At 63.1% G+C, this 24,769-nt stretch carries 22 protein-coding genes; 12 read left to right on the top strand and 10 right to left on the bottom strand.

Annotated features, from left to right (window positions below; all coding sequences use genetic code 11):
- Nucleotides 1-60: 60 nt before the first annotated feature.
- The 8 genes from ACF8MI_RS06050 to bioB form a co-directional block, all read right to left on the bottom strand.
- Complete coding sequence (locus ACF8MI_RS06050; protein ID WP_060499089.1) at nt 61-1,344, bottom strand: diguanylate cyclase; 1,284 nt, start codon at nt 1,342-1,344, stop codon at nt 61-63.
- A 157-nt stretch (nt 1,345-1,501) separates the two neighbouring features.
- The gene (locus tag ACF8MI_RS06045; RefSeq protein ID WP_200929009.1) at nt 1,502-3,307 is read right to left on the bottom strand and encodes a phenylacyl-CoA dehydrogenase; all 1,806 of its coding nucleotides are present in this window, start codon (nt 3,305-3,307) and stop codon (nt 1,502-1,504) included.
- A 285-nt stretch (nt 3,308-3,592) separates the two neighbouring features.
- Complete coding sequence (locus ACF8MI_RS06040; RefSeq protein WP_104833567.1) at nt 3,593-3,889, bottom strand: pyrroloquinoline quinone biosynthesis protein PqqE; 297 nt, start codon at nt 3,887-3,889, stop codon at nt 3,593-3,595.
- A gap of 168 nt (nt 3,890-4,057) precedes the next feature.
- Nucleotides 4,058-4,738, bottom strand: a complete 681-nt coding sequence (gene bioD / locus ACF8MI_RS06035; RefSeq protein WP_060499094.1) for a dethiobiotin synthase — start codon at nt 4,736-4,738, stop codon at nt 4,058-4,060.
- A gap of 10 nt (nt 4,739-4,748) precedes the next feature.
- Nucleotides 4,749-5,564 carry a malonyl-ACP O-methyltransferase BioC gene (gene bioC, locus ACF8MI_RS06030; protein ID WP_060499095.1) on the bottom strand — a complete coding sequence of 272 codons (816 nt, stop codon included), beginning with the start codon at nt 5,562-5,564 and terminating at the stop codon, nt 4,749-4,751.
- Complete coding sequence (locus ACF8MI_RS06025; RefSeq protein WP_060499096.1) at nt 5,557-6,288, bottom strand: alpha/beta fold hydrolase; 732 nt, start codon at nt 6,286-6,288, stop codon at nt 5,557-5,559. Before ACF8MI_RS06025 ends, bioC begins: the two co-directional genes overlap by 8 nt.
- Nucleotides 6,281-7,453, bottom strand: a complete 1,173-nt coding sequence (gene bioF, locus ACF8MI_RS06020; RefSeq protein ID WP_200929008.1) for an 8-amino-7-oxononanoate synthase — start codon at nt 7,451-7,453, stop codon at nt 6,281-6,283. Before bioF ends, ACF8MI_RS06025 begins: the two co-directional genes overlap by 8 nt.
- 1 nt (nt 7,454) lies before the next feature.
- Nucleotides 7,455-8,513: a biotin synthase BioB gene (gene bioB, locus ACF8MI_RS06015; RefSeq protein WP_016714563.1), complete on the bottom strand. Its 1,059-nt coding sequence runs from the start codon at nt 8,511-8,513 to the stop codon at nt 7,455-7,457.
- Nucleotides 8,514-8,602: 89 nt separating this feature from the next.
- Between bioB and ACF8MI_RS06010 the strand changes: the two genes are divergently transcribed.
- From ACF8MI_RS06010 to rarD, 4 genes are all read left to right on the top strand, one after another.
- Nucleotides 8,603-9,334, top strand: coding sequence for a ComF family protein (locus ACF8MI_RS06010; RefSeq protein WP_060499098.1), 732 nt, complete (start codon nt 8,603-8,605; stop codon nt 9,332-9,334).
- A 59-nt stretch (nt 9,335-9,393) separates the two neighbouring features.
- Entirely contained in the window at nt 9,394-10,158 is a 765-nt protein-coding gene (locus ACF8MI_RS06005; protein ID WP_060499099.1) for a TOBE domain-containing protein, read from the top strand.
- Between the two features lie 162 nt (nt 10,159-10,320).
- A complete protein-coding gene (locus ACF8MI_RS06000) occupies nt 10,321-11,295 on the top strand; it encodes a serine/threonine protein kinase (protein WP_200929006.1) in 975 nt (324 codons plus the stop codon).
- Between the two features lie 64 nt (nt 11,296-11,359).
- Entirely contained in the window at nt 11,360-12,247 is an 888-nt protein-coding gene (rarD, locus tag ACF8MI_RS05995) for an EamA family transporter RarD (RefSeq protein WP_200929005.1), read from the top strand.
- A 232-nt stretch (nt 12,248-12,479) separates the two neighbouring features.
- Here rarD and ACF8MI_RS05990 read toward each other — a convergent pair whose 3' ends face one another.
- A complete protein-coding gene (locus tag ACF8MI_RS05990; protein ID WP_104833570.1) occupies nt 12,480-12,998 on the bottom strand; it encodes a glycine cleavage system protein R in 519 nt (172 codons plus the stop codon).
- A gap of 449 nt (nt 12,999-13,447) precedes the next feature.
- Here ACF8MI_RS05990 and ACF8MI_RS05985 point away from each other — a divergent pair, with 449 nt between their 5' ends.
- Nucleotides 13,448-15,625 (top strand): malate synthase G, encoded by a 2,178-nt coding sequence (locus ACF8MI_RS05985; protein WP_060499103.1) that lies wholly within the window; start codon nt 13,448-13,450, stop codon nt 15,623-15,625.
- Between the two features lie 34 nt (nt 15,626-15,659).
- Here the strand turns inward: ACF8MI_RS05985 and ACF8MI_RS05980 are convergent, their stop codons facing one another.
- On the bottom strand, nt 15,660-16,199 hold the full coding sequence (locus ACF8MI_RS05980; RefSeq protein WP_060499104.1) for a response regulator: 540 nt from the start codon (nt 16,197-16,199) through the stop codon (nt 15,660-15,662).
- 116 nt (nt 16,200-16,315) lie between these two features.
- Here ACF8MI_RS05980 and ACF8MI_RS05975 point away from each other — a divergent pair, with 116 nt between their 5' ends.
- The 7 genes from ACF8MI_RS05975 to ACF8MI_RS05945 all read left to right on the top strand — a co-directional run bounded on the left by ACF8MI_RS05975 (nt 16,316) and on the right by ACF8MI_RS05945 (nt 24,705).
- On the top strand, nt 16,316-18,253 hold the full coding sequence (locus tag ACF8MI_RS05975) for a DUF294 nucleotidyltransferase-like domain-containing protein (RefSeq protein WP_104833572.1): 1,938 nt from the start codon (nt 16,316-16,318) through the stop codon (nt 18,251-18,253).
- Nucleotides 18,250-18,960 (top strand): PolC-type DNA polymerase III, encoded by a 711-nt coding sequence (locus tag ACF8MI_RS05970; RefSeq protein ID WP_060499106.1) that lies wholly within the window; start codon nt 18,250-18,252, stop codon nt 18,958-18,960. The genes ACF8MI_RS05975 and ACF8MI_RS05970 overlap by 4 nt, the downstream gene beginning before the upstream one ends.
- 387 nt (nt 18,961-19,347) lie before the next feature.
- The gene (locus ACF8MI_RS05965; RefSeq protein ID WP_200929004.1) at nt 19,348-19,866 is read left to right on the top strand and encodes an RNA polymerase sigma factor; all 519 of its coding nucleotides are present in this window, start codon (nt 19,348-19,350) and stop codon (nt 19,864-19,866) included.
- On the top strand, nt 19,863-20,819 hold the full coding sequence (locus tag ACF8MI_RS05960; RefSeq protein ID WP_200929003.1) for a FecR domain-containing protein: 957 nt from the start codon (nt 19,863-19,865) through the stop codon (nt 20,817-20,819). The genes ACF8MI_RS05965 and ACF8MI_RS05960 overlap by 4 nt, the downstream gene beginning before the upstream one ends.
- 108 nt (nt 20,820-20,927) lie before the next feature.
- Entirely contained in the window at nt 20,928-23,363 is a 2,436-nt protein-coding gene (locus ACF8MI_RS05955) for a TonB-dependent siderophore receptor (RefSeq protein ID WP_200929002.1), read from the top strand.
- 56 nt (nt 23,364-23,419) lie between these two features.
- Nucleotides 23,420-24,532, top strand: a complete 1,113-nt coding sequence (locus ACF8MI_RS05950; RefSeq protein WP_060499110.1) for a PepSY domain-containing protein — start codon at nt 23,420-23,422, stop codon at nt 24,530-24,532.
- Nucleotides 24,529-24,705, top strand: a complete 177-nt coding sequence (locus ACF8MI_RS05945) for a hypothetical protein (RefSeq protein WP_164524062.1) — start codon at nt 24,529-24,531, stop codon at nt 24,703-24,705. Before ACF8MI_RS05950 ends, ACF8MI_RS05945 begins: the two co-directional genes overlap by 4 nt.
- Nucleotides 24,706-24,769: the final 64 nt, after the last annotated feature.

The raw sequence follows: 24,769 nt of genomic DNA, 5'->3' as shown, positions 1-24,769 counted from the left end.
TGTAACCGAACAACTTTTACGAGACATAGGGTCATCAACTGACCATGCAGTATTGCCCGGTCACGCCGTGCGTACGGCTCCGCGCTGCGATTGTTGCCCATGGACCATGACACAATTGCGCCCCGCGCCTTTGGCGCTGTACAGCGCCTGGTCGGCGGATTTCAGCACCGCCTCGGGGTTGCGATGATCGGCCTGGCGCTCGGCCACGCCGATACTGATGGTGACCGACACCGTGCCGCCACTGCTGCCCGCCCGGCGCTGGCGCCCGGCCGTATCGTCCTGCGGGCGGTTGTGCTGATCGCGCAGGTGCATCACATAGTTGGCGATAACCTCACGCACCGCTTCCACGTGGGGCACGCACTCCTCGGCTGTCTTGCCCGCGAACACCAGGGCGAACTCCTCGCCGCCATATCGGTAGGCCCGGCCGCCGCCGGTCACCTTGGACAAACGGCTGGCCACCAGGCGCAACACCTGGTCTCCCACGTCGTGGCCATGGGTATCGTTGAATTTCTTGAAGTGGTCCACGTCGGTCATGGCGATCACATAATTGCGCCCCAGGCGCTGCATGCGTTCGTTCAGCGCGCGGCGCCCCGGCAGGCCGGTCAGCTCGTCGCGGAAGGCCATCTGGTAGGCCTCATGCGCTACCGCTGCGGCGATCATCAACATCACCTGGCTGCACATGATGTTAAGGGTGAATGGCAGGATGAAGGTTTGCGGCAGCATCCAGAAAATGCCCAGCAGGCCGGTCAACTGCGCAGCATGCAGCGGCCTGGGGGCACGCAGGTATTGCACCACCAGCAGGATGAACACAACGAAGAACAGTGGGTAAACGATCTGGATCAGGCTCATCCACTGGCCATGCAAGGCTGGCCAGCGGATTTCCGCCAACCAGCTCAGCAGCGCTTCGGGGTAGCTTTGTTCGAGGGCCACCGCCACGCTGCCCACGGCAAACAGCACAGCGCCGCGGGCAACCAGGTCCTGCAGCAGGTGGGTACGTTCCTGCCAGGCGCCATACAAGCCGAACAGCGTGGGCAGCAACAGGCACACCAGGTGGAAGATCACCGCCGCGTCCTCGCGCACGCGGCCATGGTCACGGTAGAAGTCGGTCTGGGTGTCGAGCAGAAAGTAGGCGATGTACACCGTAAGCATCAGGAACAGCTCACGTTGCCGACGGTACACGGCACAGTACGCGCCGCCCAGCAGCAGAACCAACGTAGGCAAGACATTGAACAGCGATGTGAAGAAGACGCTGAGGTCTCTCACATAGGCTGCGGCGAGCCCTGCCAGCAACAAGAACAGCGAAGGCAGGAAGTGGCTTGCGCGAACAGCATTAAGACGAAACAAGGGTAATCTCCAACCCGGCAGATCAATAGTGGCATTGTGCCCTTACTTCATCGGCAGTGCACATGAACAGTTGAATTTGCCGTTGGGTCAATTGGCCCCAGATGCGGAAAACCCGCCTGCCGGTGAGGGCAGGCGGGTTCCGTGTACAGCGGTAGGATCAGTACGACAGGCCGAAGTTTTCTTCGTCCATCGCCATCAGGTTGTTGGCACCCGACAGCATGGTCGCTACATGGGTACGGGTGCGCGGCAGGATGCGCTGGAAGTAGAAGCGCGCCGTTTGCAGCTTGGCGGTGTAGAACGCCTCTTCGCTGGTGCCGGCTGCCAGTTTTTCGGCCGCCAGGCGGGCGATGTCGGCCCAGAAGTAGGCCAGGCAGGCGTAGCCGGAATACATCAGGTAATCGACCGAGGCCGCACCCACCTCTTCGCGGTCTTTCATGGCGGCCATGCCCACTTTCATGGTCAGCTCGCCCCACTCCTTGTTGATTGCCGCCAGCGGCTCGACGAACTCCTTGACCGCTTCGTTACCTTCCTGCGCCTGGCAGAACTTGTGCACGATCTTGGTGAAGCCCTTCAGTGCTTCGCCCTGGGTCATCAGCACTTTACGGCCGAGCAGGTCCAGCGCCTGAATGCCGGTGGTGCCTTCGTACAGCATGGAGATACGGCTGTCGCGAACGTTCTGCTCCATGCCCCACTCGGCGATGAAGCCGTGGCCGCCGTAGATCTGCACGCCATGGTTGGCCGCCTCGAAGCCGACTTCGGTCATGAACGCCTTGGCAATCGGGGTCAGGAACGCCAGCAGGGCATCGGCCTTCTTGCGCTCTTCTTCGTCCTGGCTGTACTTGACGATGTCCACCTGCTTGGCCGTGAAGTACACCATCGCGCGGTTGCCTTCGGCGAAGGCCTTCATGGTCAGCAGCATGCGGCGCACGTCCGGGTGGACGATGATCGGGTCAGCAGCCTTGCCCGGTGCTTTCGGGCCAGTCAGCGAGCGCATCTGCAGGCGCTCACGGGCGTACTTCAGGCCACCCTGGAACGCCACTTCGGCGTGGGCCAGGCCTTGCAGCGCTGTACCCAGGCGAGCGGTGTTCATGAAGGTGAACATGCAGTTCAGGCCTTTGTTGGCCGGGCCGATCAGGTAACCGGTGGCCGCATCGAAGTTCATCACGCAGGTAGCGTTACCGTGGATGCCCATCTTGTGTTCGATGGAGCCGCAGCTCACGCCGTTGCGCTCACCCACGCCGCCTTCGGCATTGGGCAGGAACTTCGGCACGATGAACAGCGAAATACCCTTGGTACCGGCCGGTGCGTCCGGCAGGCGGGCCAGGACGATATGGACGATGTTGTCGGCCATGTCGTGTTCACCGGCCGAAATGAAGATTTTTGTACCCGACACCTTGTAGCTGCCGTCAGCCTGTGGCTCGGCCTTGGTGCGCAGCATGCCCAGGTCGGTGCCGCAATGTGGCTCGGTCAGGCACATGGTGCCAGTCCACTCGCCGGACACCAGCTTGGTCAGGTAGGTGTGCTGCTGCTCGGGGGTGCCGTGCGCAGAGATGGTGTTCATCGCACCATGGGACAGGCCTGGGTACATGCCCCACGACCAGTTCGAGCCCCCGACCATTTCACTCAGGGCCAGGCCCAGCGACTCTGGCAAGCCCTGGCCGCCGTGCTCGACGTCATGGGCCAGGCTCGGCCAGCCGCCTTCGACGAACTGTTCGTAGGCTGCCTTGAAGCCAGTCGGGGTTTTGACGCCCGATTCGCTCCAGGTGCAGCCTTCCTGGTCACCCACACGGTTCAGCGGCGACAGCACCTGCTCACAGAACTTCGCGCCTTCTTCGAGGATCGCGTCGACCATGTCGGGCGTGGCGTCCTGGCAGCCCGGCAGGCTCTGATAGTGCGCCTCATAGCCAAGCAGTTCGTCGCGAACGAAGCGGATATCACGCAAGGGGGCTTTGTAATCAGGCATTGCGATGAACCTCTGAGTCAGTTCTGTGGGGTGACCAGCTCTTGGCGGCCGTCGTATCAAACAGTTGTTTGAAACTTACGTTTAGCACCGCATTCTGTCAAGGATGGACTATGGTGCCATTTACGCCACGAAAAATGGCAAATATGCCAGACCTAGAGAAAACAATGCCCCTGTGGGAGCGGGCGTGCCCGCGAAGGCGTCCGATCAGGCAATTGAGGTGCCTGATCTGACGCTTTCGCGGGCACACCCCCACAGGGGCTGTGTGTAATTCGAGGGAGCGCCCTCTCAGGCGTAAGTATCGATAATCCGGCCGAGCATTTCGTCGGATGCCTTAGCCACCTTTGCGCCAAGCTCGACTTCGGTTTTGCCCAAGGCCATCTGCACGGTGCTGGTGGCCAGGTCCATCTGCTGGCTGCGGTCGACCGCGCGCAAGCGCTCAGCCTGAAAGTCGCTGGACTGGCTGGTGGCGGTACGTTCGGCGGTGGCGTTTGCAATCTGGCCGGCGGCCTGATCGACGCGGTTCTGGCCGGCCTGGATTGCGCTCAGGCCCGCGTAGTAGGCGGAGCTACCGGTGATTTCCATGTCAGGACTCCATTGACGCTGGATGACGAACAGGCTCAATTAAAGCAGGCCTGTCGTGAAAAGGCCCGTTTAAATCCATAATGGCCTGGTGCTATCTGATAGGCCTTGGGTATTCCTGCACCGGCCTCTTGGCGGGCTTGCCCGCGAAAGGGCCGGGCCTGGAAACGACTAATCCAGCAGATCCAACTGAAGGTGTTCAGCCACCATATCGGCACTGGCGAGCTTCAGTTTGGGCACCCGCCCAAGGCAAGGCGCCGGCAAGCGCTCGGCCAGACTGGCCAGATTTTCTTCCAGCCGCGAAGTACGCGGCTCGATGATATTCGCCACCCACCCGGCCAACTGCAGCCCGTCACGCTCGATCGCCTCGGCACTGAGCAAGGCATGGCTGATACAGCCCAAGCGAACGCCCACAACCAGTATCACTGGCAATTTAAGGGCAACGGCAAGGTCCGAAAGGTTCTCCAACCCCGACAACGGCACACGCCAGCCACCCGCACCTTCAACCAACGTGAAGTCGGCATTTTGTTGCAGCACATTGCGCATCGCTGCCAACAGCGCGGGCACGGCCAGCGTCACCCCCGCCTCGCGCGCCGCCACATGCGGAGCAATCGCCGGCTCGAAGGCGAACGGGTTGACCTGCTCATACGGCAACTTGATCGTACTTTCATCGATCAGCGCCTGGGCATCACTATTGCGCAACCCTTTCGGGGTCATCGTGCAGCCCGAGGCCACCGGCTTGGCGCCCAGTGTGCTCATGCCCTGCAACCGCGCCGCATGCAACAGCCCGGCGGCGATGGTGGTCTTGCCGACATCGGTATCGGTACCGGCGATGAAATAGGCCTGGCTCATCGTGCTCCCCTTACGCCTGTGGCTTGCGCAACACACCATAGACCACTTGATAGGTGGCTGGCAGCCCCGCAGGCTGGCGAAATGCCTCATAGGCGTGCAGCAGGCCCTGCATGCGCGCCCGACCGGTAAGCCCGGACGGTCGCCCGGGGTTCAGGTTGTGTGCCCCCAACGCCTTGAGTTCATGGGTCAGGCTACGTACATCCGGGTAGTGCAGCACGTGTGGGCAACGTTGCAATTCAAGCTGTTCCAGCCCGCTGCCAGCACACAGGCGTTGATAATCCTCAAAACGCCGGAAGCGGTTCACATGCACCAGGCCATCCACTGCCTGCCAACTGGCCCGCAGTTCGTCGAGGGTACCCACGCAAAGGCTGCTGAAGGCCAGCACGCCGCCGGGGCGCAGCACACGCGACGCCTCTGCCAGCACGCTGGCAAACTGGTCGCACCACTGCACGGCCAGGCTGGAAAACACCAGATCGACGCAGGCATCACGCAGCGGCAGGCGCTCAGCATCACCCGCCACATGGTAATGCGCACCGCCCTGCTCATGACGAGCATGGCGCAGCATGCCTTCAGCGATATCCACCGCCACGCCACTGGTTTGCGCAAAGCGCTCGGCCAGGATGCGGCTGAAATGGCCGGTGCCGCTGCCCAGGTCCAGCCAGTGTGAGGGCTGCATGCCTGCCGGCAATTGCTCCAGCAGGTGCAAACCCACTGCGCGCTGCAAGGCCGCCACGCTGTCGTAGCTGGCCGCAGCGCGGGAGAACGAGGCCGCCACCTGGCGTTTGTCGGGCAGCGCGCCAGGGGTTGGACGGGATAGGTCAGTCATCGCCACTCTCATGCAGGAAACTCTTGATGCCCGCCGCCAGCTCCTGCGGGTACTCCAGCAGGAATGCGTGGGAACTGTCTTCGACCAAGCCCACTTCCACATCGGGCAGCAACTCGCTCAACGCTTTGGCCGCCTCTGCCGGCACCAGTGCATCGCTACCGGCAAACAGGTGCAACTGCGGGCCAGCATAGGCCTGCAGGGCTTCACGGGTATCAAGCCTGGCCAGCACTTCAAGGCCTGTGGCCAGGTACAACGGGTCGGTATCCGGCACGCCGACACCCAGTTGCCGCAGCAACGTGCGCGGTTGCAGGGCGCCATCGCTGCACAGCGTGCGGAAGCGCTTGAGCGTGACCTGGGTATGGCTGCGGCAGCCATCGAGGAAGGTGCCGAAGGTGTCTTCGGCCATGCCATGGGGCCAGTCCGGGCGGGCCACGAAGCTGGGGTTGCTGGCCAGTGTCAGCAGGCCGCAGCAGTGGTCACCGCGCTTGTGTGCCAAGGCGCTGGCCAGCATGCCGCCCAGCGACCAGCCGCCCAGCCACACGTCGTTCGGCAGCTTCCGATCCAGGTGGTCGACCCAGGCCTGAACATCGCTGTCGGCCAGTTCCGGCAAGGGCATCAGCTCCACCTGCAGGCGAGCGTCCTGGGCGCGCAGGCTCGCTGCCAGCGGCTCCAGGGAGGCAGTGCCCAGGCCCCAGCCGGGCAGCAGTACAAGGCGATTACGCATCGGCGTTCTCCAACTGTGGATAACACTCGGCCAATGCATTCAACAATAGCTGCACCTGCGCTTCGCTGTGCGCGGCGCTCAGGGTCACCCGCAGGCGCGCACTACCAGCCGGCACGGTGGGTGGGCGGATGGCCGTCACCAGCAAGCCGCGCTCGCGCAGCATGCGCGACAGGCGCAGGGCCTGTGCGCTGTCGCCGATCACAATGGGCTGGATCGGCGTTGGGCTGTCCATCAGTTGCAGCCCGATCTGTTGCGCGCCCTCGCGGAACTGGCGAATCAACGCCGCCAGGTGCTCACGTCGCCAAGTCTCGCGGCGCAGCAACTCCAGGCTCTTGAGCGTGGCATAGGCAAGTGCCGGTGGCTGGCTGGTGGTGTAGATGTAGGGGCGGGCAAATTGCACCAGCGCCTCGATCAGCGCTTCGCTGCCGGCGACAAAGGCACCGGCAGTACCGCAGGCCTTACCCAACGTGCCGATCAGCACCGGCACGTCTTCCACGCCCAGGCCGAAGTGCTCGACGATACCGCCGCCCTGCGTACCCAAGGTACCCAGACCATGGGCATCGTCGACCATCAGCCAGGCACCACGCGCCCGGGCGACATCAGCCAGTGCCGGCAGGTTGGCCAGGTCGCCGTCCATGCTGAACACGCCATCGGTCACCACCAGGGTATTGCCGACGGCCTTGTCCAGGCGGCTGGCCAGGCTGGCCGGGTCGTTGTGCAGGTAGCGGTTGAAGCGGGCACCACTGAGCAACCCGCCATCCAGCAGGGACGCGTGGTTCAAGCGGTCCTGCAGCACGGTGTCGCCCTGCCCCACCAATGCGGTGATAGCACCCAGGTTGGCCATGTAGCCGGTGGAGAACAGCAGCGCACGCGGGCGCCCGGTCAGTTCGGCCAGCGCCTCTTCAACCTGATGGTGCGGCGTGCTGTGGCCGACCACCAGATGCGAAGCGCCACCGCCCACACCCCAGCGCTCGGCGCCGGTCTGCCAGGCGGCAATCACTTCAGGGTGGTTGGCCAGGCCCAGGTAGTCATTGCTGCAGAAGGCCAGCAAGCGCTGGCCGTCGACCACCACCTCCGGCCCCTGCGGGCTTTCCAGCAGTGGCCGCTGCCGATACAGGTCTGCGGCGCGCCGTTCGGCCAGGCGCGCCGCCAGGTCGAAGGCCATGTCAGGCCGATGCAGCGTTGTAGAACATCTCGCTGCTGCGCTGTTCGACCAACGCCTGCTCGATAGCCGCCTGGTGCACTTCGTCGGCGTGCTCTTCACGCGCTTCAGGCTTGATGCCCAAGCGCGCGAACAGTTGCATGTCCTTGTCGGCTTGCGGGTTGGCGGTGGTCAGCAGTTTTTCGCCATAGAAAATCGAGTTGGCGCCAGCCATGAAGGCCAGAGCCTGCATCTGCTCGTTCATTTGCTCGCGGCCGGCGGACAGGCGCACGTGCGACTTGGGCATCAGCAAGCGGGCCACGGCCAGCATGCGGATGAAGTCGAACGGGTCCACATCCTCTTCCTCGGCCAGCGGCGTGCCGGCTACCTTGACCAGCATGTTGATCGGCACCGACTCCGGGTGCTCGGGCAGATTGGCCAACTGGATCAGCAGGCCCGCGCGGTCGTCCAGCGACTCACCCATGCCCAGGATGCCGCCAGAGCAGATCTTCATGCCGGCATCACGCACGTAGGCCAGGGTTTGCAGGCGCTCGCTGTAGGTGCGGGTGGTGATGATGCTGCCGTAGAACTCCGGCGAGGTGTCGAGGTTGTGGTTGTAGTAGTCCAGGCCCGCCTGGGCCAAGGCCACGGTTTGCTCCTGGTCGAGCTTGCCGAGGGTCATGCAGGTTTCAAGGCCCATGGCCTTCACCCCTTTGACCATCTCCAGCACATAAGGCATGTCTTTGGCCGACGGGTGCTTCCACGCTGCGCCCATACAGAAACGGGTGGAGCCAATGGCTTTGGCGCGGGCGGCTTCTTCAAGCACCTTCTGCACTTCCATCAGTTTCTGTTTTTCCAGCCCGGTGTTGTAGTGGCCGGACTGTGGACAATATTTGCAATCTTCCGGGCAGGCGCCGGTCTTAATCGACAGCAGGGTCGATACCTGCACGCGGTTCGGGTCGAAATGCGCGCGGTGCACGGTCTGCGCCTGGAATAGCAGGTCATTGAACGGTTGCTGGAACAACGCCTTGACCTCGGCCAGGGACCAGTCGTGACGTGTTGTTGCAGTTGTGCTGGCGCTCATCGGCGTTTCCTTGTTTAGGCTGTAGCTGGCGCCGAGACAGGAAAGCCCGCCAGCGCATCACGGATAGCTCGCATAGTCATGGAAGGCCTATGAACTGTCAACCATACTGGAAAAGACTGGTTTACAAGTGCTCACTTATTAATCAGTCGTGTTTGTTGTGTGATGAGCCTGCCGAGCAGGCCTACCCCCTGTGTATGGCCTGCGAGCAGGAATTGCCTTGGCTAGGTGATCATTGCCTGCGCTGCGCCCTGCCGCTGCCCATGGCGGGCCTGACCTGCGCCCAGTGCTGTCGCCACCTGCCGGCCTTCGACCGGGTGTTTGCGCTTTGGCAATTCGGCTTTCCGGTCGATACGCTGGTCAGCCGCTTCAAGCACAACCGGCAGTGGCCCTTGGGGCGGTTGATGGCTGAATTGCTCGGGCTTGGGCTGCGGCATCGCTTTGCCGAAGGGTTAGCCCGCCCTCACCTGCTGTTGCCGGTACCCTTGGCCAGGCGTCGACTGCGCGAACGAGGGTTCAACCAGGCGGGGATGCTTGGGCGTTGGTTGTCTTCGCAGCTTGGGCTGGTTTGCGACGAGCGGTTATTGGTGCGCACGCGCGAGACGCCTGCACAACAACAGCTGGACGCCAAGGCACGGCGGCGCAATCTACGTCAGGCGTTTGCGGTCACGGGCGATTTGACAGGCAAGCATGTCGCCATTGTCGATGATGTGGTAACCACCAGTGCCACCGTGCAGGCCATTGCCGAAGTGCTGCGCAAAGCCGGCGCGCAGCGTGTGGATGTGTATTGCCTGGCACGCACGTCCAAGCCGGGGTATGCATGACACTGCACAGTCCTACACAATCCACCCTCAGGCCCTTCACCTACAACGACTCAATGCTCATGACGCTGCCTACTTTGCTTACCCAGCACATCGCCCGCCGCCCCCAGCGCATTGCGCTGCTGCAGCACATTGCCGAGCAAGGCTCGATCACCCGCGCCGCCAAGGCTGCGAGCATCAGCTACAAGACCGCCTGGGATGCCATTGACGAGCTCAACAACCTGGCCAGCCAGCCCTTGGTGGAGCGCAGCGCCGGTGGCCGTGGCGGTGGCGGTGCGCGTTTGTCGCCGGAAGGCGAGCGGGTACTGCGCCTGTATCAGCGGCTGCAGGCCTTGCAGGCGCAAATCCTTGAAGCCGCCGAAGAGTCCAGCGACCTCGACCTGCTCGGCCGCCTGATGCTGCGCACCAGTGCGCGTAACCAGCTGCAGGGCCAGGTCAGCGGCCTGCGCCGTGAAGGCCGGTATGACCGTGTCAGCCTGGCATTGGGCGGCGGGCTGGAAATTGATGCGCTGATCACGCACGACAGTACCGCGCGGCTGGAGCTGACGTTGGGGACAATGGTGGTGGCGTTGCTCAAGGCTGGATGGGTGCGGTTGTTGGCGGAGGGAGAAGAGGCTGAAGCGGGCAGCAATTGCTTGAGCGCTACGGTGGAAGACGTGCTGACCGAGGATGACGGGCCTGGTGAGGTCCGGCTGGCGCTGGGCAATGGGCAGACGCTGTGTGCAATTGCCGAGGGGGATTGGTTGGCTGGCCAGCAGGTAGCAGCTGGCAGTTCTGTACGGGTGCAGTTTCATCCGTCCTATGTGCTGATCGGCGTTCCTGCCTAGCCTGGCCGCGCTTCGCGCGGTTCGCGGGCATGCCCGCTCCCACAGGAATTTCGCACACCTTGAAGGCTTCGCTGTACTTGTGGGAGCGGGCGCGCCCGCGAAGAGGCCGGTACAAGCGGAACGCGGTAACATGGCCCCATGCCGCTTATCCCCGGAGCCCCCATGTCCCACCCCTTCGACACCCTCACCCCTGACCTGGTCCTGGACGCCGTGGAAAGCATCGGCTTTCTCAGCGATGCACGGGTGCTGGCACTGAACAGCTACGAAAACCGCGTCTACCAGGTGGGCATCGAGGACGCGCAGCCGCTGATCGCCAAGTTCTACCGCCCAGGCCGCTGGAGCGATGCGGCCATCCTCGAAGAACACAGCTTCACCGCCGAACTGGCTGACTGCGAAGTGCCGGTGGTTGCGCCCCTGCAGCACAATGGCCGCACCTTGTTCGAACACCAGGGTTTCCGTTTCACCCTGTTCCCCCGCCGCGGTGGCCACGCTCCGGAGCCAGGCAACCTCGATCAGCTGTATCGCCTCGGCCAACTGCTCGGCCGCCTGCACGCCGTAGGCGCCAGCAAACCGTTCGAACACCGCGAGGCCCTGGCTGTGGACAACTTTGGCCACGCCTCGCTCAACACTCTGCTGGAAGGCGATTTTGTCCCGCGTGAGTTGTTGCCAGCATTCGAGTCCGTGGCCCGCGACGTGCTCAAGCGGGTCGAGGAGATCTACGCCCGCACGCCCCACCAGCTCATCCGCCTGCACGGCGACCTGCACCCCGGCAACCTGATGCACCGCGACGAGGTGTACCACGTGGTCGACCTCGACGACTGCCGCATGGGCCCGGCCGTGCAAGACCTGTGGATGATGCTGGCCGGCAGCCGCGAGGAGCGCCTGGGGCAGTTGGCCGAGCTGATCGACGGCTACAACGAGTTCCACGACTTCGACCCGCGCGAGCTTGCCCTGATCGAACCCCTGCGCGCCCTGCGCCAGCTGCACTACAGCGCCTGGCTGGCACGGCGCTGGGACGACCCGGCGTTCCCGCCGAGCTTCCCGTGGTTTGGCCAGCCCCGCTACTGGGGCGACCAGATTCTCGCCCTGCGCGAACAGATGGCGGCACTGGATGAAGCCCCGCTGAAATTGTTCTAGAAGCACGCCCGCCTCTGTCTACAATAGGCGTCGCTTTATTTAGCTACCTAAGCAAGGATTCTGCATGCACGCCGCAAACCCGCGTCGCGGGTACATATTGGGCCTCAGTGCCTACATCATCTGGGGCCTGTTCCCCTTGTACTTCAAGGCGATCCAGAGCATCCCGGCGGTGGAGATCATTGTCCACCGGGTACTCTGGTCGGCATTGTTCGGCTCGCTGCTGCTACTGGTGTGGAAACACCCTGGCTGGTGGCGTGAACTGCGCGACAATCCACGCCGGCTGGGCATCCTGGCCCTGAGCGGGGCACTGATCGCCGGTAACTGGCTGACGTACGTGTGGTCGGTGAACAACGGCCGCATGCTCGAAGCCAGCTTGGGCTACTACATCAACCCGCTGATCAATGTGCTGTTGGGCATGCTGATTCTTGGCGAACGCCTGCGCCGCCTGCAGTGGCTGGCGGTGGGCATGGCCGCCGTGGGCGTGGCCCAGCAGGTGTGGCAAGTGGGCAGCCTGCCCTGGGTGTCGCTGGTGCTGGCGCTGAGCTTCGGCTTCTATGGGCTCATTCGCAAACAGGCGCCAGTGGCGGCATTGCCGGGCCTGGTAGTGGAAACCTGGATGCTGGTGCCGCTGGCCCTTGGCTGGCTGCTGCTGCACCCGGCGGCGATGAGTGCCCAAGGGGCGTTCTATACCAGCAGCGAGGCGCTGTGGCTGATGGCTGCCGGGCCGGTGACGCTGATACCGTTGGTGTGCTTCAACGCGGCGGCGCGGCACCTGCCGTACACCACGCTGGGCTTCTTGCAATACCTGGCACCCACACTGGTGTTGCTGCAGGCAGTGCTGCTGTTTGATGAGCACCTGTCGTCGAGCAACCTGGTGGCGTTCATGTTCATCTGGGCAGGTTTGGCCATTTACAGCGTCGATGCCTGGTTGAGTTTGCGCAAGCGAAGCTGATCAAAAAACGATCAAATCTCTGCAGGCCTTGTGATGCGAGGCCTGCAGAGACATCTCCAAAGGTTATCCACACCCTCGTCCCCGTGCTTTGTGCACAAGCTGCTGATTTTTGGGTGTTTTTTGAGCAAACCTGTGTAAGGCACGCTCGGCCTGGGCTGGAGAGGGGAACCCCCAGGTTATCCACAGGGCCTTCCCCGTGATATCGGGATAACCGCAGGGGGCCAGTCTCGAATCAATCCTCGGCACGCAAGTGCAACTCCACCATCAAGTCATCCGCCAGGCTTTCCAGCTTCTGCTGCAGCACATCCAGCGGCAAGGTCAACGGCAGCGCCAGCAGCGCATCAGCATGAAACAGCGGCTCGCTGCTCATCGGCGCAGGCCGCACCTCTGTGGAAAACCGCTCGACGTTCACCTGCAACTCCGCCAGCAAACGAGTAATGTCGCGCACGATCCCCGGCCGGTCGTTACCCACCAGTTCCATGGCAATCGGTTTCCATGTGCAAGAGGGCTCACTCCCGCTCTCGGCAATCAGCACCCGAATGTCATACCTGGCCAACCCCTGCAGCGATGCCACCAGCTCAGCATAATTCTCAGCCGGCACCGCCACCCGCAGGATACCGGCAAACTGCCCGGCCATACGCGACATGCGGCTTTCCAGCCAGTTGCCACTGTGGTCGGCGATGCATTGGGCAATACGTTCGACCTGGCCGGCCTTGTCAGGGGCAATTACCGTCAGTACAAGATGATCCACAAGCCCTTCCTCGTGTCGAACCGCGCCGGGCGGCAGAAAATCGGGGGATCGACTCAGTATAGGCAAGGCGCGGCAACCTGCCGCAGGGCAATCCGCATAACCAATCGTGTACTGTTTCAAGATTTATCTGGAACAATCCACCTGTTTTTTGCGAACATACTCACTCCCAGCGTGACCATACGCGACCAACGGGTCGCATAACGGCGCTTTTAGTCTGATTTTGCCCCGCCTACTGCTTCATGTAGTATCCCGTGGCGCGGACTACAAAACGTCGTTTGGATGTCTGCCAAGGCGCCTGTGAAAATACGCACACTGCCCGCCAGCCAGTCTGGCAGGCCGCACCCAGCCGCGTCCGGCGCAACCCGGGGGCATGCACTGGTGCCGTGTTTAGAGAAGCGCTACAGGCTTAATACAGAAGAGCGAAATAGCTGAGCAGAGTGAGGCAAGCAATGACTGGATACGTTCAAGTCGGTGGCCTTCAGGTCGCCAAGGTCCTGTACGACTTCGTGAACAACGAAGCCATCCCCGGGACCGGCATCGTCGCCGAGCAGTTCTGGGCGGGTGCAGAGAAGATCATCAATGACCTCGCTCCAAAGAACAAAGCCCTGCTCGCCAAGCGCGACGAGCTGCAAGCCAAGATCGACGCCTGGCACCAGGCACGCAAAGGCCAGGCCCACGACGCCGCAGCCTACAAAGCATTCCTCCAGGAAATCGGCTACCTGCTGCCACAAGCCGACGATTTCCAGGCCACCACCCAGAACGTGGACGAAGAAATCGCCCACATGGCCGGCCCACAGCTGGTCGTTCCGGTGATGAACGCCCGCTTCGCCCTCAACGCCGCCAACGCCCGTTGGGGTTCGCTGTACGATGCGCTGTACGGCACCGACGCCATCAGCGATGAAGGCGGCGCCGAAAAAGGCCAGGGTTACAACAAGGTCCGTGGCGACAAAGTCATTGCCTTCGCCCGCGCCTTCCTCGACGAAGCCGCGCCACTGGCCGCCGGCTCGCACGTCGACTCCACCGGCTACCGCATCGAAGGCGGCAAACTGGTAGTGGCCCTTAAAGGCGGCAGCAACAGCGGCCTGCGTGATGACGCGCAACTGATCGGCTTCCACGGCGACGCCGCCGCGCCGACTGCCGTGCTGCTCAAGCACAACGGCCTGCACTTCGAAATCCAGGTCGATGCCAGCACCCCGGTTGGCAGCACCGACGCTGCAGGCGTGAAAGACATCCTGATGGAATCGGCACTGACCACCATCATGGACTGCGAAGACTCGGTTGCCGCTGTCGATGCCGACGACAAGGTGATCGTCTACCGCAACTGGCTGGGCCTGATGAAAGGCGACCTGGCCGAAAGCGTGAGCAAGGGTGGCAAAACCTTTACTCGCACCATGAACCCGGACCGCGAGTACGCCGCGCCAAACGGCGGCAGCGTGACCCTGCATGGCCGTTCGCTGCTGTTCGTGCGTAACGTTGGCCACCTGATGACCAACCCGGCGATTCTCGATGCCCAGGGCAACGAAATCCCTGAAGGTATCCAGGACGGCCTGTTCACCAACCTGATCGCCCTGCACAACCTCAACGGCAACACCACCCGCAAGAACACCCGCAGCGGCAGCGTGTACATCGTGAAGCCGAAGATGCACGGGCCGGAAGAAGTGGCCTTCGCCGCCGAAATCTTCAGCCAGGTCGAAGACCTGCTGGGCATGCCGCGCAACACCGTCAAGGTCGGCATCATGGACGAAGAGCGCCGCACCACGGTCAACCTCAAGTCCTGCATCAAGGCAGCCGCAGAACGCGTGGCGTTCATCAACACCGGTTTCCTCGACCGCACGGGCGATGAAATCCACACCTCGATGGAAGCCGGCGCCGTGGTGCGCAAGGGCGCCATGAAGAACGAGAAGTGGATCGGCGCCTACGAGAACAACAACGTCGACGTGGGCCTGGCCACCGGCCTGCAAGGCCGTGCGCAGATCGGCAAAGGCATGTGGGCCATGCCTGACCTGATGGCCGCCATGCTGGAGCAGAAAATCGCCCACCCGCTGGCCGGTGCCAACACCGCCTGGGTGCCGTCGCCGACTGCCGCCACCCTGCACGCCCTGCACTACCACAAGGTGGACGTACAGGCGCGCCAGCGTGAACTGGCGTCGCGTACCCCGGCTTCGGTAGACGACATCCTGGCCATCCCGCTGGCTGCCGATACCAACTGGTCGGTCGAAGAAATTCGCAACGAGCTGGACAACAACGCCCAGGGCATCCTCGGCTACGTGGTGCGCTGGATCGACCAGGGCGTGGGTTGCTCGAAGGTGCCGGACATCAACAACGTCGGCCTGATGGAAGACCGCGCCACCCTGCGTATTTCGGCCCAGTTGCTGGCCAACTGGCTGCGCCATGGCGTAGTCAGCCAGGAGCAAGTGCTGGAAAGTCTCAAACGCATGGCCGTGGTGGTTGACCAGCAGAACGCCGGCGACGCCCTGTACCGCCCGATGGCGCCGAACTTCGACGACAACGTCGCGTTCCAGGCCGCTGTCGAGCTGGTGGTGGAAGGAGGCAAGCAGCCGAACGGCTACACCGAGCCGGTGCTGCACCGTCGTCGCCGCGAATTCAAGGCGCGTAACGGGCTGTAAATCGAAAGGGGCCGCTTTGCGGCCCCTTTCTGCATCACTCTATTTTCAGTTCTCTCTTCACCAGGTCCAGCAGCTTGCCCAGGTCCACAGGCTTGAGCAGGAAATCCACCACCCCCAGGTGCATCACGTCCACTGCCTCCTTCACATCGGTGTCGCCCGACACCACGATGATCGACAACGCCGCCCGCTCCGACTCACGAATCGTCCGGATCAAGTCCAGGCCATCCTCGGGCTGCATGCGCAAATCCGTAATCATCAAACCAATCCGCTGCTGGTAATGCAGGTACAGCCTGGCCTCCTGCGCCCCGTCCGCCCCTACCGCATCGATGCCCCGGCTTTTCAGGTACAGGATCAGCGCCTCGCGGTTAACCGCGTTATCGTCCACCACCAGCACCAACGGCCTTGGCGCCACAGGCGCACTCACCACGGCCAATGCCTCGCGCTCGGCGTCGCTCAGGATGTCGGTTTGCTCAGGCATGGTCATCTCGTCAAAAAAATTCCGCTTCAGCAGTAGGACCACTTTACTTGCGTAACCCGGTGCGCCTTTCGTCGGGTCTTTGACAGGCGTGCTCATAGACTTACGTCCAATGGGCACCACCCCGCCGCAAGCCGACCATGGAGGCAGAGAACAACAGGGCCGGCACCTATATATAGATATATATAGTTCGGCATAGCGATACGGTCAGTTTCATGAGCAAAAAGGACGCCTACAGCCAGGCGGGCAGGACGGCAGTGCTGCAGAACATCCAGGGCACCCTGCAGTTTCTGCAGCGCTTCCCGCCGTTCAACCAGATGGAGCACAGCCACCTGGCCTTCCTGGTGGAACAGTGCCAGCTGCGCTTCTATGCCAGCGGCGAAAGCATCGTCAAACCTGCCGACGGGCCGGTGGAGCACTTCTACATCGTCAAGCAGGGGCGAGTGGTTGGCGAGCGCCAGCACCTGGTCAAACCGGGCGTGGAGACCACCTTCGAAATCACCAGCGGCGAATGCTTCCCTCTGGCCGCACTGCTGGGCGAACGGGCGACCCGCACCGAGCACCTGGCCGGTGAAGACACCTTCTGCCTGCAGTTGAACAAAGCCGCGTTCATCCGCGTGTTCTCGATGTCTGAAGTGTTTCGGGATTTTGCCTTGCGTGGGGTCAGCAGCCTGCTCGACCAGGTCAACCAACAGGTACGCCAGCGCGCGGTGGAAACCCTCGGTACCCAGTACTCACTGAACACCCCGCTGGGTGAGCTGGCCATGCGTCACCCGGTGGTGTGCAGCGCCGATACACCGTTGCGCGATGCCGTGCGGCTGATGCACGAACAGCAGGTCGGCAGCATCGTGGTGATCGACCTGCAGCGCTACCCTGTCGGCATCTTTACCCTGCGCGATCTGCGCCAGGTGGTGGCGTCGATGGATGCGGACCTGGGCGCCCCCATCGAGCGGCACATGACCGCCAAGCCCTTCTACCTCAGCCCCCAGGCCAGCGCCTTCGACGCGGCCATGGCCATGACCGAACGGCATATCGCCCACGTGTGCCTGGTGGAAAACCGACGCCTGTGCGGGGTGGTTTCCGAGCGTGACCTGTTCTCGCTGCAACGGGTCGACCTGGTGCACCTGGCGCGTACCATCCGCCATGCGCCTCGGCTGGACACCCTGGTTTCGCTGCGCGGTGAAATCAGCCAGCTGGTCGAGCGCATGCTCGCCCACGGCGCATCGTCCACGCAGATCACCCAGATCATCACCCTGCTCAACGACCACACCGTGTGCCGGGTGATCGAGCTGGCACTGGCCGAGCGCGGCGACCCAGGTGTGCCATTCAGCTGGCTGTGCTTCGGCAGCGAAGGGCGGCGCGAGCAAACCCTGCACACCGACCAGGACAACGGCATCCTCTTCGAGGCCGCCGACAGCGCCGAGGCCGACAGCATCCGTGCGCGCCTGCTGCCGCTGGCGCAGTACATCAACCAGTGCCTGGCACAGTGCGGCTTTACCCTGTGCAAGGGCAACATCATGGCCGGCAACCCTGAATTGTGCCTGTCGCGCAGCGAGTGGGCACGGCGCTTTGCCGGTTTTGTCCGCGAAGCCAGCCCGGAGAACCTGCTGGGCTCCAGCATCTATTTCGACCTGCGCGTGGTGTGGGGCGACGAGCAAGGCTGCGAGCAGTTGCGCCAGAGCCTTCTGGCGCAAGTAGCCGACAACCGCCTCTTCCAGCGCATGCTGGCCGACAATGCCCTTCGCCAGCGCCCACCGGTGGGCCGCCTGCGCGAATTCGTGCTGACCCGCCTGGGCAACGACAAGGCCGCCACCCTCGACCTCAAGGTCCAGGGCCTGACGCCCTTCGTCGATGGCGCACGCTTGCTGGCCCTGGCCAATGGCATCGGCGCCTGCAATACCCTGGAGCGCCTGCGCCAACTGGTGGCCAAGGGCGTGATCGAGCCGCTGGATGGCGCTGCCTATGAAGAGGCTTATCACTTCATCCAACAGACCCGCATGCAGCAGCATCAGCGCCAGACCCGCGACAACCTGCCGTACTCCAACCGGCTCGACCCGGACAGCCTCAACCACCTGGACCGGCGCATCCTGCGCGAGTCCCTGCGCCAGGCCCAACGCCTGCAAAGCAGCCTGGCCTTGCGGTATCAGCTATGAGCCTGTTCGCCTGGCTGCGCCCCAGCGCGCCCGAGCTGGACCACGCCATGCGTCAGCGCCTGGCCCGGCAGCCCAAGCCCGCGCCGTTGGGTGTGTGCAGTTTGCGTGAGCAGCGCTGGGTAGTGCTGGACCTGGAAACCAGCGGGCTTAACCCCAACCGTGACCAAGTGTTGTCGATCGGGGCGGTGGCCATCGAGGACGGTGCCATCGATTTTGCGCAACAGTTCGAACGTACCCTGCACCGGCCTTTGCAGAAAACCAACGCCAGCGTGTTGATCCACGGCCTGGGGCCTGGGGCCTTGGCCGCCGGTTGCGACCCGGCCGAGGCCTTGCTGGATTTGCTCGATTTCATTGGTGACAGCCCGGTGCTGGCGTTTCATGCGCCATTCGACCAACGCATGCTGGCGCGGGCGCTGAAGGAAAGCCTGGGTTACCGCTTGCAGTCACCGTTCCTCGATGTGGCCGAACTGGCGCCGATGCTTAACCCTGACACCGTGCTGCGCGAGGCCGGGCTGGATGACTGGGTCGCGCGGTTTGGCTTGCAGGTGGAAGAACGCCACCATGCCAGTGCCGATGCACAGGTAACGGCTGAGCTGGCACTGATTTTGTTCAGCCAAGCCCGGCGCCAGCAGCTGGACAGCCCGTTGCAGCTGGAGCAGCGGTTGCGAGGGTGGCGGCGGCGAAACGCCCAGAGTCATGGGCTGTAGGGCGTGGTTTTTATTGCGCCTGTGAGATCGAGCACCGCCCGCGCAGCGGATCGCTCGCTCCTACGTTTGTTTTCGGCGAGTAACGCCTGTGACAGGCGCGCGCGACCGCCTTGTTTGTACGACGCGATATCGAGCCATACGCCAAAGCATTCGCGCGTAAATCCCGCAGGAATAATTGGCCCGAAACAAACGTAGGAGCGAGCGATAGCTCGCGATCCGCCGCGCGGGCGGAGCTCGATTTCACAAGCGCTAAAAGACTCAAGCCAGCCCTATCAGCCTTTTCCATGATGGCAATCCGATAAGCGTCCATTGCCCCCACCCCCTCCCCTCTGCAACAATCGCGAATAATTATCGTTAGTTAATGCATACGTTCCGGGGGGACGCTGCTTGTCTTCTGCACAGAGCCCACACGCCGATCTGGTCGGTGCGCTGTACCGCGACCATCGCGGCTGGCTGCTCGCCTGGCTGCAACGCAGCACGGCCTGCCGCCAACGTGCCGAAGACTTGAGCCAGGACACCTTCGTGCGCCTGCTCGGTCGCGAGCAACTGGACACCCCCCGCGAACCCCGCGCTTTCCTCGCCGCCGTGGCCAAGGGGCTGATGTTCGACCACTTCCGCCGCGCGGCGCTGGAACAGGCCTACCTGGCCGAGCTGGCGCTGATCCCGGAAGCCCAACAGCCCTCGCCCGAAGTGCAGCACCTGATCCTCGAAGACCTCAAGGCCATCGACCGCCTGCTGGGCAAGCTGTCGAGCAAGGCCCGGGCGGCGTTCCTGCAAAACCGTCTGGACGGCATGGGCCATGCCGAGATCGCCGAGCGCCTGGGCGTTTCGGTATCGCGCGTGCGCCAGTACATTGCCCAAGGCATGCGCCAGTGCTACGTGGCCCTGTACGGGGAGCCAACGTGAGCAACGCACCGGTTTCGTCCCGGGTACTGGAAGCCGCCATCGCCTGGAAACTGAGCCTCGGCGACGCCAGCGGCACACCGGATGAACGCAACGAATTCATGCGCTGGCATGCCGCCAGCGAAGAACACGCGCGGGCCTGGCGCCAGCTCGGCGCCATGGACCAACGGGTCAGCGCGGCAGCCGGCCCGGCACGCCAGGCCCTGCTGCAATCGCGCGTCAGCCTGCGGCGCCGAATCGGCAAGGTTGGCGGCGGGCTGGCCGGGATGTTCCTGCTCGGTTCACTGCTGGCTTGGGTCGGCGCCCCGTCGCTGGCACCCAGCTACTGGCTGGCCGACCAGCGCACCGCAACTGGCGAGTTACGTACCTTGCGCCTGCAAGACGGCACATTGCTGAGCCTGAACACCCACACCGCCGTCGATATCGACTACGCAGGCGAACACCGGGTGATCGTGCTGCACCAAGGTGAAATTTCGGTCGAAACCGGCCACCAGGACCCGCGTCCGCTGCTGGTACGCACCGACGATGGCCGCCTGCGGCCACTGGGCACGCGCTTCCTGGTGCGCCGCGAAGCCGACGGTACGCGCCTGGAAGTGCTGCAAGCCTCGGTTGCGGCCATGCCGCATAACAGTGGCGACGAGCAAGTGCTGCGTGAAGGCCAGCAAGTGTTGATGAACGCCAACGGCCTCGGCCGGATCGGCGCGGTGCCCGCCGGTGCCGATGCCTGGACCCGGGGCATGCTGGTGGTCGACAACGTGCGCCTGGGCGACCTGCTGGCCGCGCTGGGCCAGTACCGCAGGGGCCACCTCGGGGTGGACGCCAAGGTCGCCGACCTGCGCGTGACCGGCAGCTTCCCGCTGACCGACACCGACCTGGCGCTGGCATCGCTGGTGCCGGCTTTGCCGGTGAAAATCGAGCGGCATACCCAGTGGTGGGTGAACGTGGTGCCGAAGTAAGGCTGAACGCCAAAAATACTGCTCGATATTTTTCAGATCAGCCCTGTCACTTTTCAAATCTCGCTCGGCAAGGAAGCAGTTAGCACTTATCCGTCCAGGAGCCACTGCATGTCCCGTGCTGTTGATCGTATCTTGCGCCCTAGCCTGATGGCCCTTGCCATCGCCGTAACCGCGCCATTGGCCAGCCCTGTCCTGTGCGCCGCCGAGCAATCCGCTGCGCGCGCCTATGACCTGCCCAGCGCCCCGCTGGCCACCACCCTGAACCAGATCGCCAGCCAGGCCGGTATCGCCTTGGCCATCGACCCGGCGTTGGTCAGCGGCCGCACCTCGGCCCCGGTGACCGGCCAGTACGACGGCCTCGGTGCCCTGCAAGCCGCCCTGCGCGGCACTGGCCTGCAACTGCAACAAAGCAGCGTAGGCAGCTACAGCCTGGTGGCTACGCCGGAAGGGACACTGGCGTTACCAGAAACAGCGATCAACGCTACAGCCAATTATGAAAGCGCCTGGGGGGCGGTCGAGGGTTACACCGCAACCCGCACGGCAGCAGGCACCAAGACAGACACGGCCATCGCCGAACTACCCCGCTCGGTAACCGTGATCACTCGGCAGCAGATGGAAGATCGTCCAGTACTCAGCCTGAATGATGCCCTGCGCTATACGGCAGGCGTGCAGAGCAGCGGCTACGGCTCCGACTCCCGCAGCGACTGGTTGCTGGTACGTGGTTTTGTGCCCACCCAGTTCCTCGATGGCCTGCCATTACCCAAGGGGAACTATGCCACCCCCAAGATCGAACCCTGGAACCTGGAGCGCATCGCCGTGCTGCGCGGCCCGGCTTCATCCGTGTACGGCCAGACCCCGCCAGGCGGGTTGCTGGACATGACCAGCCGTCGGCCGCAGCTGGAAAGCAGCCATGAAATCGAAGCCCAGGTTGGCAGCAACAATCACAAGCAGATCAACTTCGACAGCACCGGCAAGCTCGACGATGCAGGCCAGTTCCTGTACCGGGTGAGCGGTACCGTGCGTGACAGCGGCTCGCCAATCGACCATATACCGGACAAGCGCTATAACATCGCGCCCAGTCTGACCTGGAACATCAACGACGACACCAAGCTGACCTTCATCTCCCAGTACACCCGCGATGATACGGGCATTACTGGCCAGTTCTTGCCGCTGCAAGGCACCAAGCTGGACAGCCCGGCGGGCAAGATTTCTCACCACAAGAACCTGGGTGACCCGGATTGGGAGTCCTACGACCGCACCTACTACCACCTCGGCTATGCGTTCGAAACCCGCCTGAATGACACCTGGCAGTTCCGCCAGAACCTGCGCTATGCACGCAACGAACTGGACTTCAAGGCCATTACCGCCGGTGGCTCGATCTGGCCAGCCGGGCCGGACGAAGCCGTCAGCGCCGATGGCACCGTGCAACGTACTGCCGGTATCGTCGAAGAAGATATCTCCCAGTTCGCAGTGGACAACAACTTCCAGGCCGACTTCCAGACTGGCCAACTCTCCCATACCCTGCTGCTGGGCCTCGACCATCAGCGCTCGGACAGCAACGCTCGCTGGCGTTGGGGCTCGGCCGGTGTGCCATCAAGCAATATCCATAACCCGATTTACGGCCAGGATTTCTCGAACGTTCAGTACTTCGACATGTACGACTACGATCAGAAAACCCAGCAGACCGGCCTGTACGTCCAAGACCAGATGGCCTTGGACAACTGGCGCCTGACCCTGGGTGGTCGTGAGGACTGGGTGCACACCGGCACCACCTTCCACAATCAGGGCGACGCTACCAATACCCAGCGCGACAAGAAGTTCAGTGGTAACGCAGCGCTCAGCTATGTGTTCGATAACGGCCTGACGCCTTACATCTCGTATGCCGAGTCGTTCCAGGCTGCTACCGGGTCAACCGTCACTAGCACCGATGCCTTCAAGCCGACCGAGGGCAAGCAGTACGAACTGGGTATCAAATACCAACCGCCCGGCAGCAAAAGCCTGTTCACCGCAGCTGTATTCGACCTGACGCAGCAGAACATGTCGGTGACCGAGGGTGGCGTTACCCGCCAGGTTGGCGAAGTGCGTGTGAAAGGCCTTGAGCTTGAGGCTACTTCGGATGTGAGCGAGAACCTCAAGCTGGTGGGTTCCTACACCTACAACGACAGCGAAATCACCAAAGGCACCCGCGAAGAGAAAGGCAAGCGCATGGCGCAGGTTCCGCGCAACCAGGCCACTGCCTGGGCCGACTACACCTGGCACAGCGGGGTGCTGGACGGCTTTGGCGTAGGCGTTGGCGTGCGCTACGTGGGCGACACCTACGGCAACACCACGAATACCGACTGGGGCCATGTGGGCTCGTACACGGTCTACGACGCCTCCGTACATTACGACCTGGGCCGCCTGAACAACACACTCAAAGGCGTCACCGTGGCCGTCGATGCGAAAAACCTGTTCAACAAGGACTACCTGTCGACGTGTGATGGGTACTACTGCTACTACGGCGACGAACGCAACGTGGTCGCCAGCGTCAATTACAAGTTCTGAGTGAACGGGGGCCGCTTTGCGGCCCCCTGTTCCAACAGACAAAAAACGGTACCGTGATGAAAAGCCGAACCATCCGCCGCTGGTCCGTGATCCACACCTGGAGCAGCCTGGTCTGTACCCTGTTCCTGCTGTTGCTGGCGCTCACCGGCCTACCGCTGATTTTCCACCACGAACTCGAACACCTGCTCGGCGACGCCCCCGAACTGCGTGACATGCCAGCAGGCACCCCGCACCTCGACCTGCAGCAGCTGGTACTGAAAGCCGAGCAACACCGCCCCGGCGAAGTCATGCAGTACTTCGGCTACGACGAAGACGAACCCAACGGCGTGATCGCCATCACCGCCGCCACTGCGGGCACCGACCCCAACTTGTCGCACACCTTCATGCTCGACGCCCGCACCGGCGAAGCAGTGGCCATGCCGGCGGCCAATGGCGGGTTCATGATGGTGATGCTGCGCCTGCATGTGGACATGTTCGCCGGCCTGCCCGGCAAGCTGCTGCTGGCCTTCATGGGCGTACTGTTCATCCTCGCAATCGTCTCCGGCACCGTGCTCTATGCGCCCTTCATGCGCCGCCTGGACTTTGGCACGGTACGCCACGAAAAATCCCGTCGCCTGCGCTGGCTCGACCTGCATAATCTGATCGGCGTAGTAACCCTGGCCTGGGCACTCACGGTAGGCGTGACCGGCGTAATCAGCGCCCTGTCCGACCTGGTTATCGCCGCCTGGCGCAACGATAGTCTGGCTGCCATGGTTGCGCCTTACCGCGACGCCCCGCCGCTCACCGAGCGCGCGCCCGCCACACGCCTGCTGGAGATTGCCGAACAGGCTGCCCCCGGCATGCGCCCGGACTTCATCGCCTTCCCCGGTACGCGCTTTTCCAGCGAGCACCACTATGCCGTGTTCATGAACGGTGCCACACACCTGAGCTCGCACCTGTTCACACCCGTGTTGATCGATGCCCGTACCCTGGCAGTTACAGCAGTCGGCGAGCGCCCCTGGTACATGGACGCCATGGGCCTGTCGCAGCCGCTGCATTTTGGTGACTACGGCGGGCGGCCCATGCAAATCCTCTGGGCGGCACTCGATGTGCTGACCATCATCGTGCTCTGCAGCGGCCTTTACCTGTGGCTGGCCAAGCAGCGCAGCGGCAAGAGGGCGCCCGCATGAGTCATGAATCGCAAAGCACCCGGCGAATTTTTGCCTGGCCGGCCATGATTGCAGTGTCAGGCGCAGCGGGGCTGTTCGCGGCCCTGCTCGGCGATGGCGCCTGGGACGCCTTGTCATGGCTGGGGCTTGGCGTGCCAGCCTGGCTCGGTTTTCGTGGGTTGTGGGCCAGGTGAGGTAAGCGGCTAACACGCCTGCATAGCTCGCAGGCGGCAAGCTGGGCAGCTCCATCATTGCCGA

The sequence above is a fragment of the Pseudomonas sp. yb_9 genome (assembly GCF_043103635.1).
In the GTDB taxonomy this organism is placed as follows: domain Bacteria; phylum Pseudomonadota; class Gammaproteobacteria; order Pseudomonadales; family Pseudomonadaceae; genus Aquipseudomonas; species Aquipseudomonas monteilii.
Note: the sequence above shows the minus strand (reverse complement) of the source record. Positions and strands in the feature narration are given on the sequence as shown.

Bases quoted from the DNA above. Each gene is read 5' to 3' on its own strand.
- ACF8MI_RS06045 (WP_200929009.1), bottom strand. From the start codon at position 3,307: ATGCCTGATTACAAAGCCCCCTTGCGTGATATCCGCTTCGTTCGCGAC.
- ACF8MI_RS06040 (WP_104833567.1), bottom strand. From the start codon at position 3,889: ATGGAAATCACCGGTAGCTCCGCCTACTACGCGGGCCTGAGCGCAATC.
- bioD (WP_060499094.1), bottom strand. From the start codon at position 4,738: ATGAGCCAGGCCTATTTCATCGCCGGTACCGATACCGATGTCGGCAAG.
- bioC (WP_060499095.1), bottom strand. From the start codon at position 5,564: ATGACTGACCTATCCCGTCCAACCCCTGGCGCGCTGCCCGACAAACGC.
- ACF8MI_RS06025 (WP_060499096.1), bottom strand. From the start codon at position 6,288: ATGCGTAATCGCCTTGTACTGCTGCCCGGCTGGGGCCTGGGCACTGCC.
- bioF (WP_200929008.1), bottom strand. From the start codon at position 7,453: ATGGCCTTCGACCTGGCGGCGCGCCTGGCCGAACGGCGCGCCGCAGAC.
- bioB (WP_016714563.1), bottom strand. From the start codon at position 8,513: ATGAGCGCCAGCACAACTGCAACAACACGTCACGACTGGTCCCTGGCC.
- ACF8MI_RS06010 (WP_060499098.1), top strand. From the start codon at position 8,603: ATGAACTGTCAACCATACTGGAAAAGACTGGTTTACAAGTGCTCACTT.
- ACF8MI_RS06005 (WP_060499099.1), top strand. From the start codon at position 9,394: ATGACGCTGCCTACTTTGCTTACCCAGCACATCGCCCGCCGCCCCCAG.
- ACF8MI_RS06000 (WP_200929006.1), top strand. From the start codon at position 10,321: ATGTCCCACCCCTTCGACACCCTCACCCCTGACCTGGTCCTGGACGCC.
- rarD (WP_200929005.1), top strand. From the start codon at position 11,360: ATGCACGCCGCAAACCCGCGTCGCGGGTACATATTGGGCCTCAGTGCC.
- ACF8MI_RS05985 (WP_060499103.1), top strand. From the start codon at position 13,448: ATGACTGGATACGTTCAAGTCGGTGGCCTTCAGGTCGCCAAGGTCCTG.
- ACF8MI_RS05980 (WP_060499104.1), bottom strand. From the start codon at position 16,199: ATGAGCACGCCTGTCAAAGACCCGACGAAAGGCGCACCGGGTTACGCA.
- ACF8MI_RS05975 (WP_104833572.1), top strand. From the start codon at position 16,316: ATGAGCAAAAAGGACGCCTACAGCCAGGCGGGCAGGACGGCAGTGCTG.
- ACF8MI_RS05970 (WP_060499106.1), top strand. From the start codon at position 18,250: ATGAGCCTGTTCGCCTGGCTGCGCCCCAGCGCGCCCGAGCTGGACCAC.
- ACF8MI_RS05955 (WP_200929002.1), top strand. From the start codon at position 20,928: ATGTCCCGTGCTGTTGATCGTATCTTGCGCCCTAGCCTGATGGCCCTT.
- ACF8MI_RS05950 (WP_060499110.1), top strand. From the start codon at position 23,420: ATGAAAAGCCGAACCATCCGCCGCTGGTCCGTGATCCACACCTGGAGC.
- ACF8MI_RS05945 (WP_164524062.1), top strand. From the start codon at position 24,529: ATGAGTCATGAATCGCAAAGCACCCGGCGAATTTTTGCCTGGCCGGCC.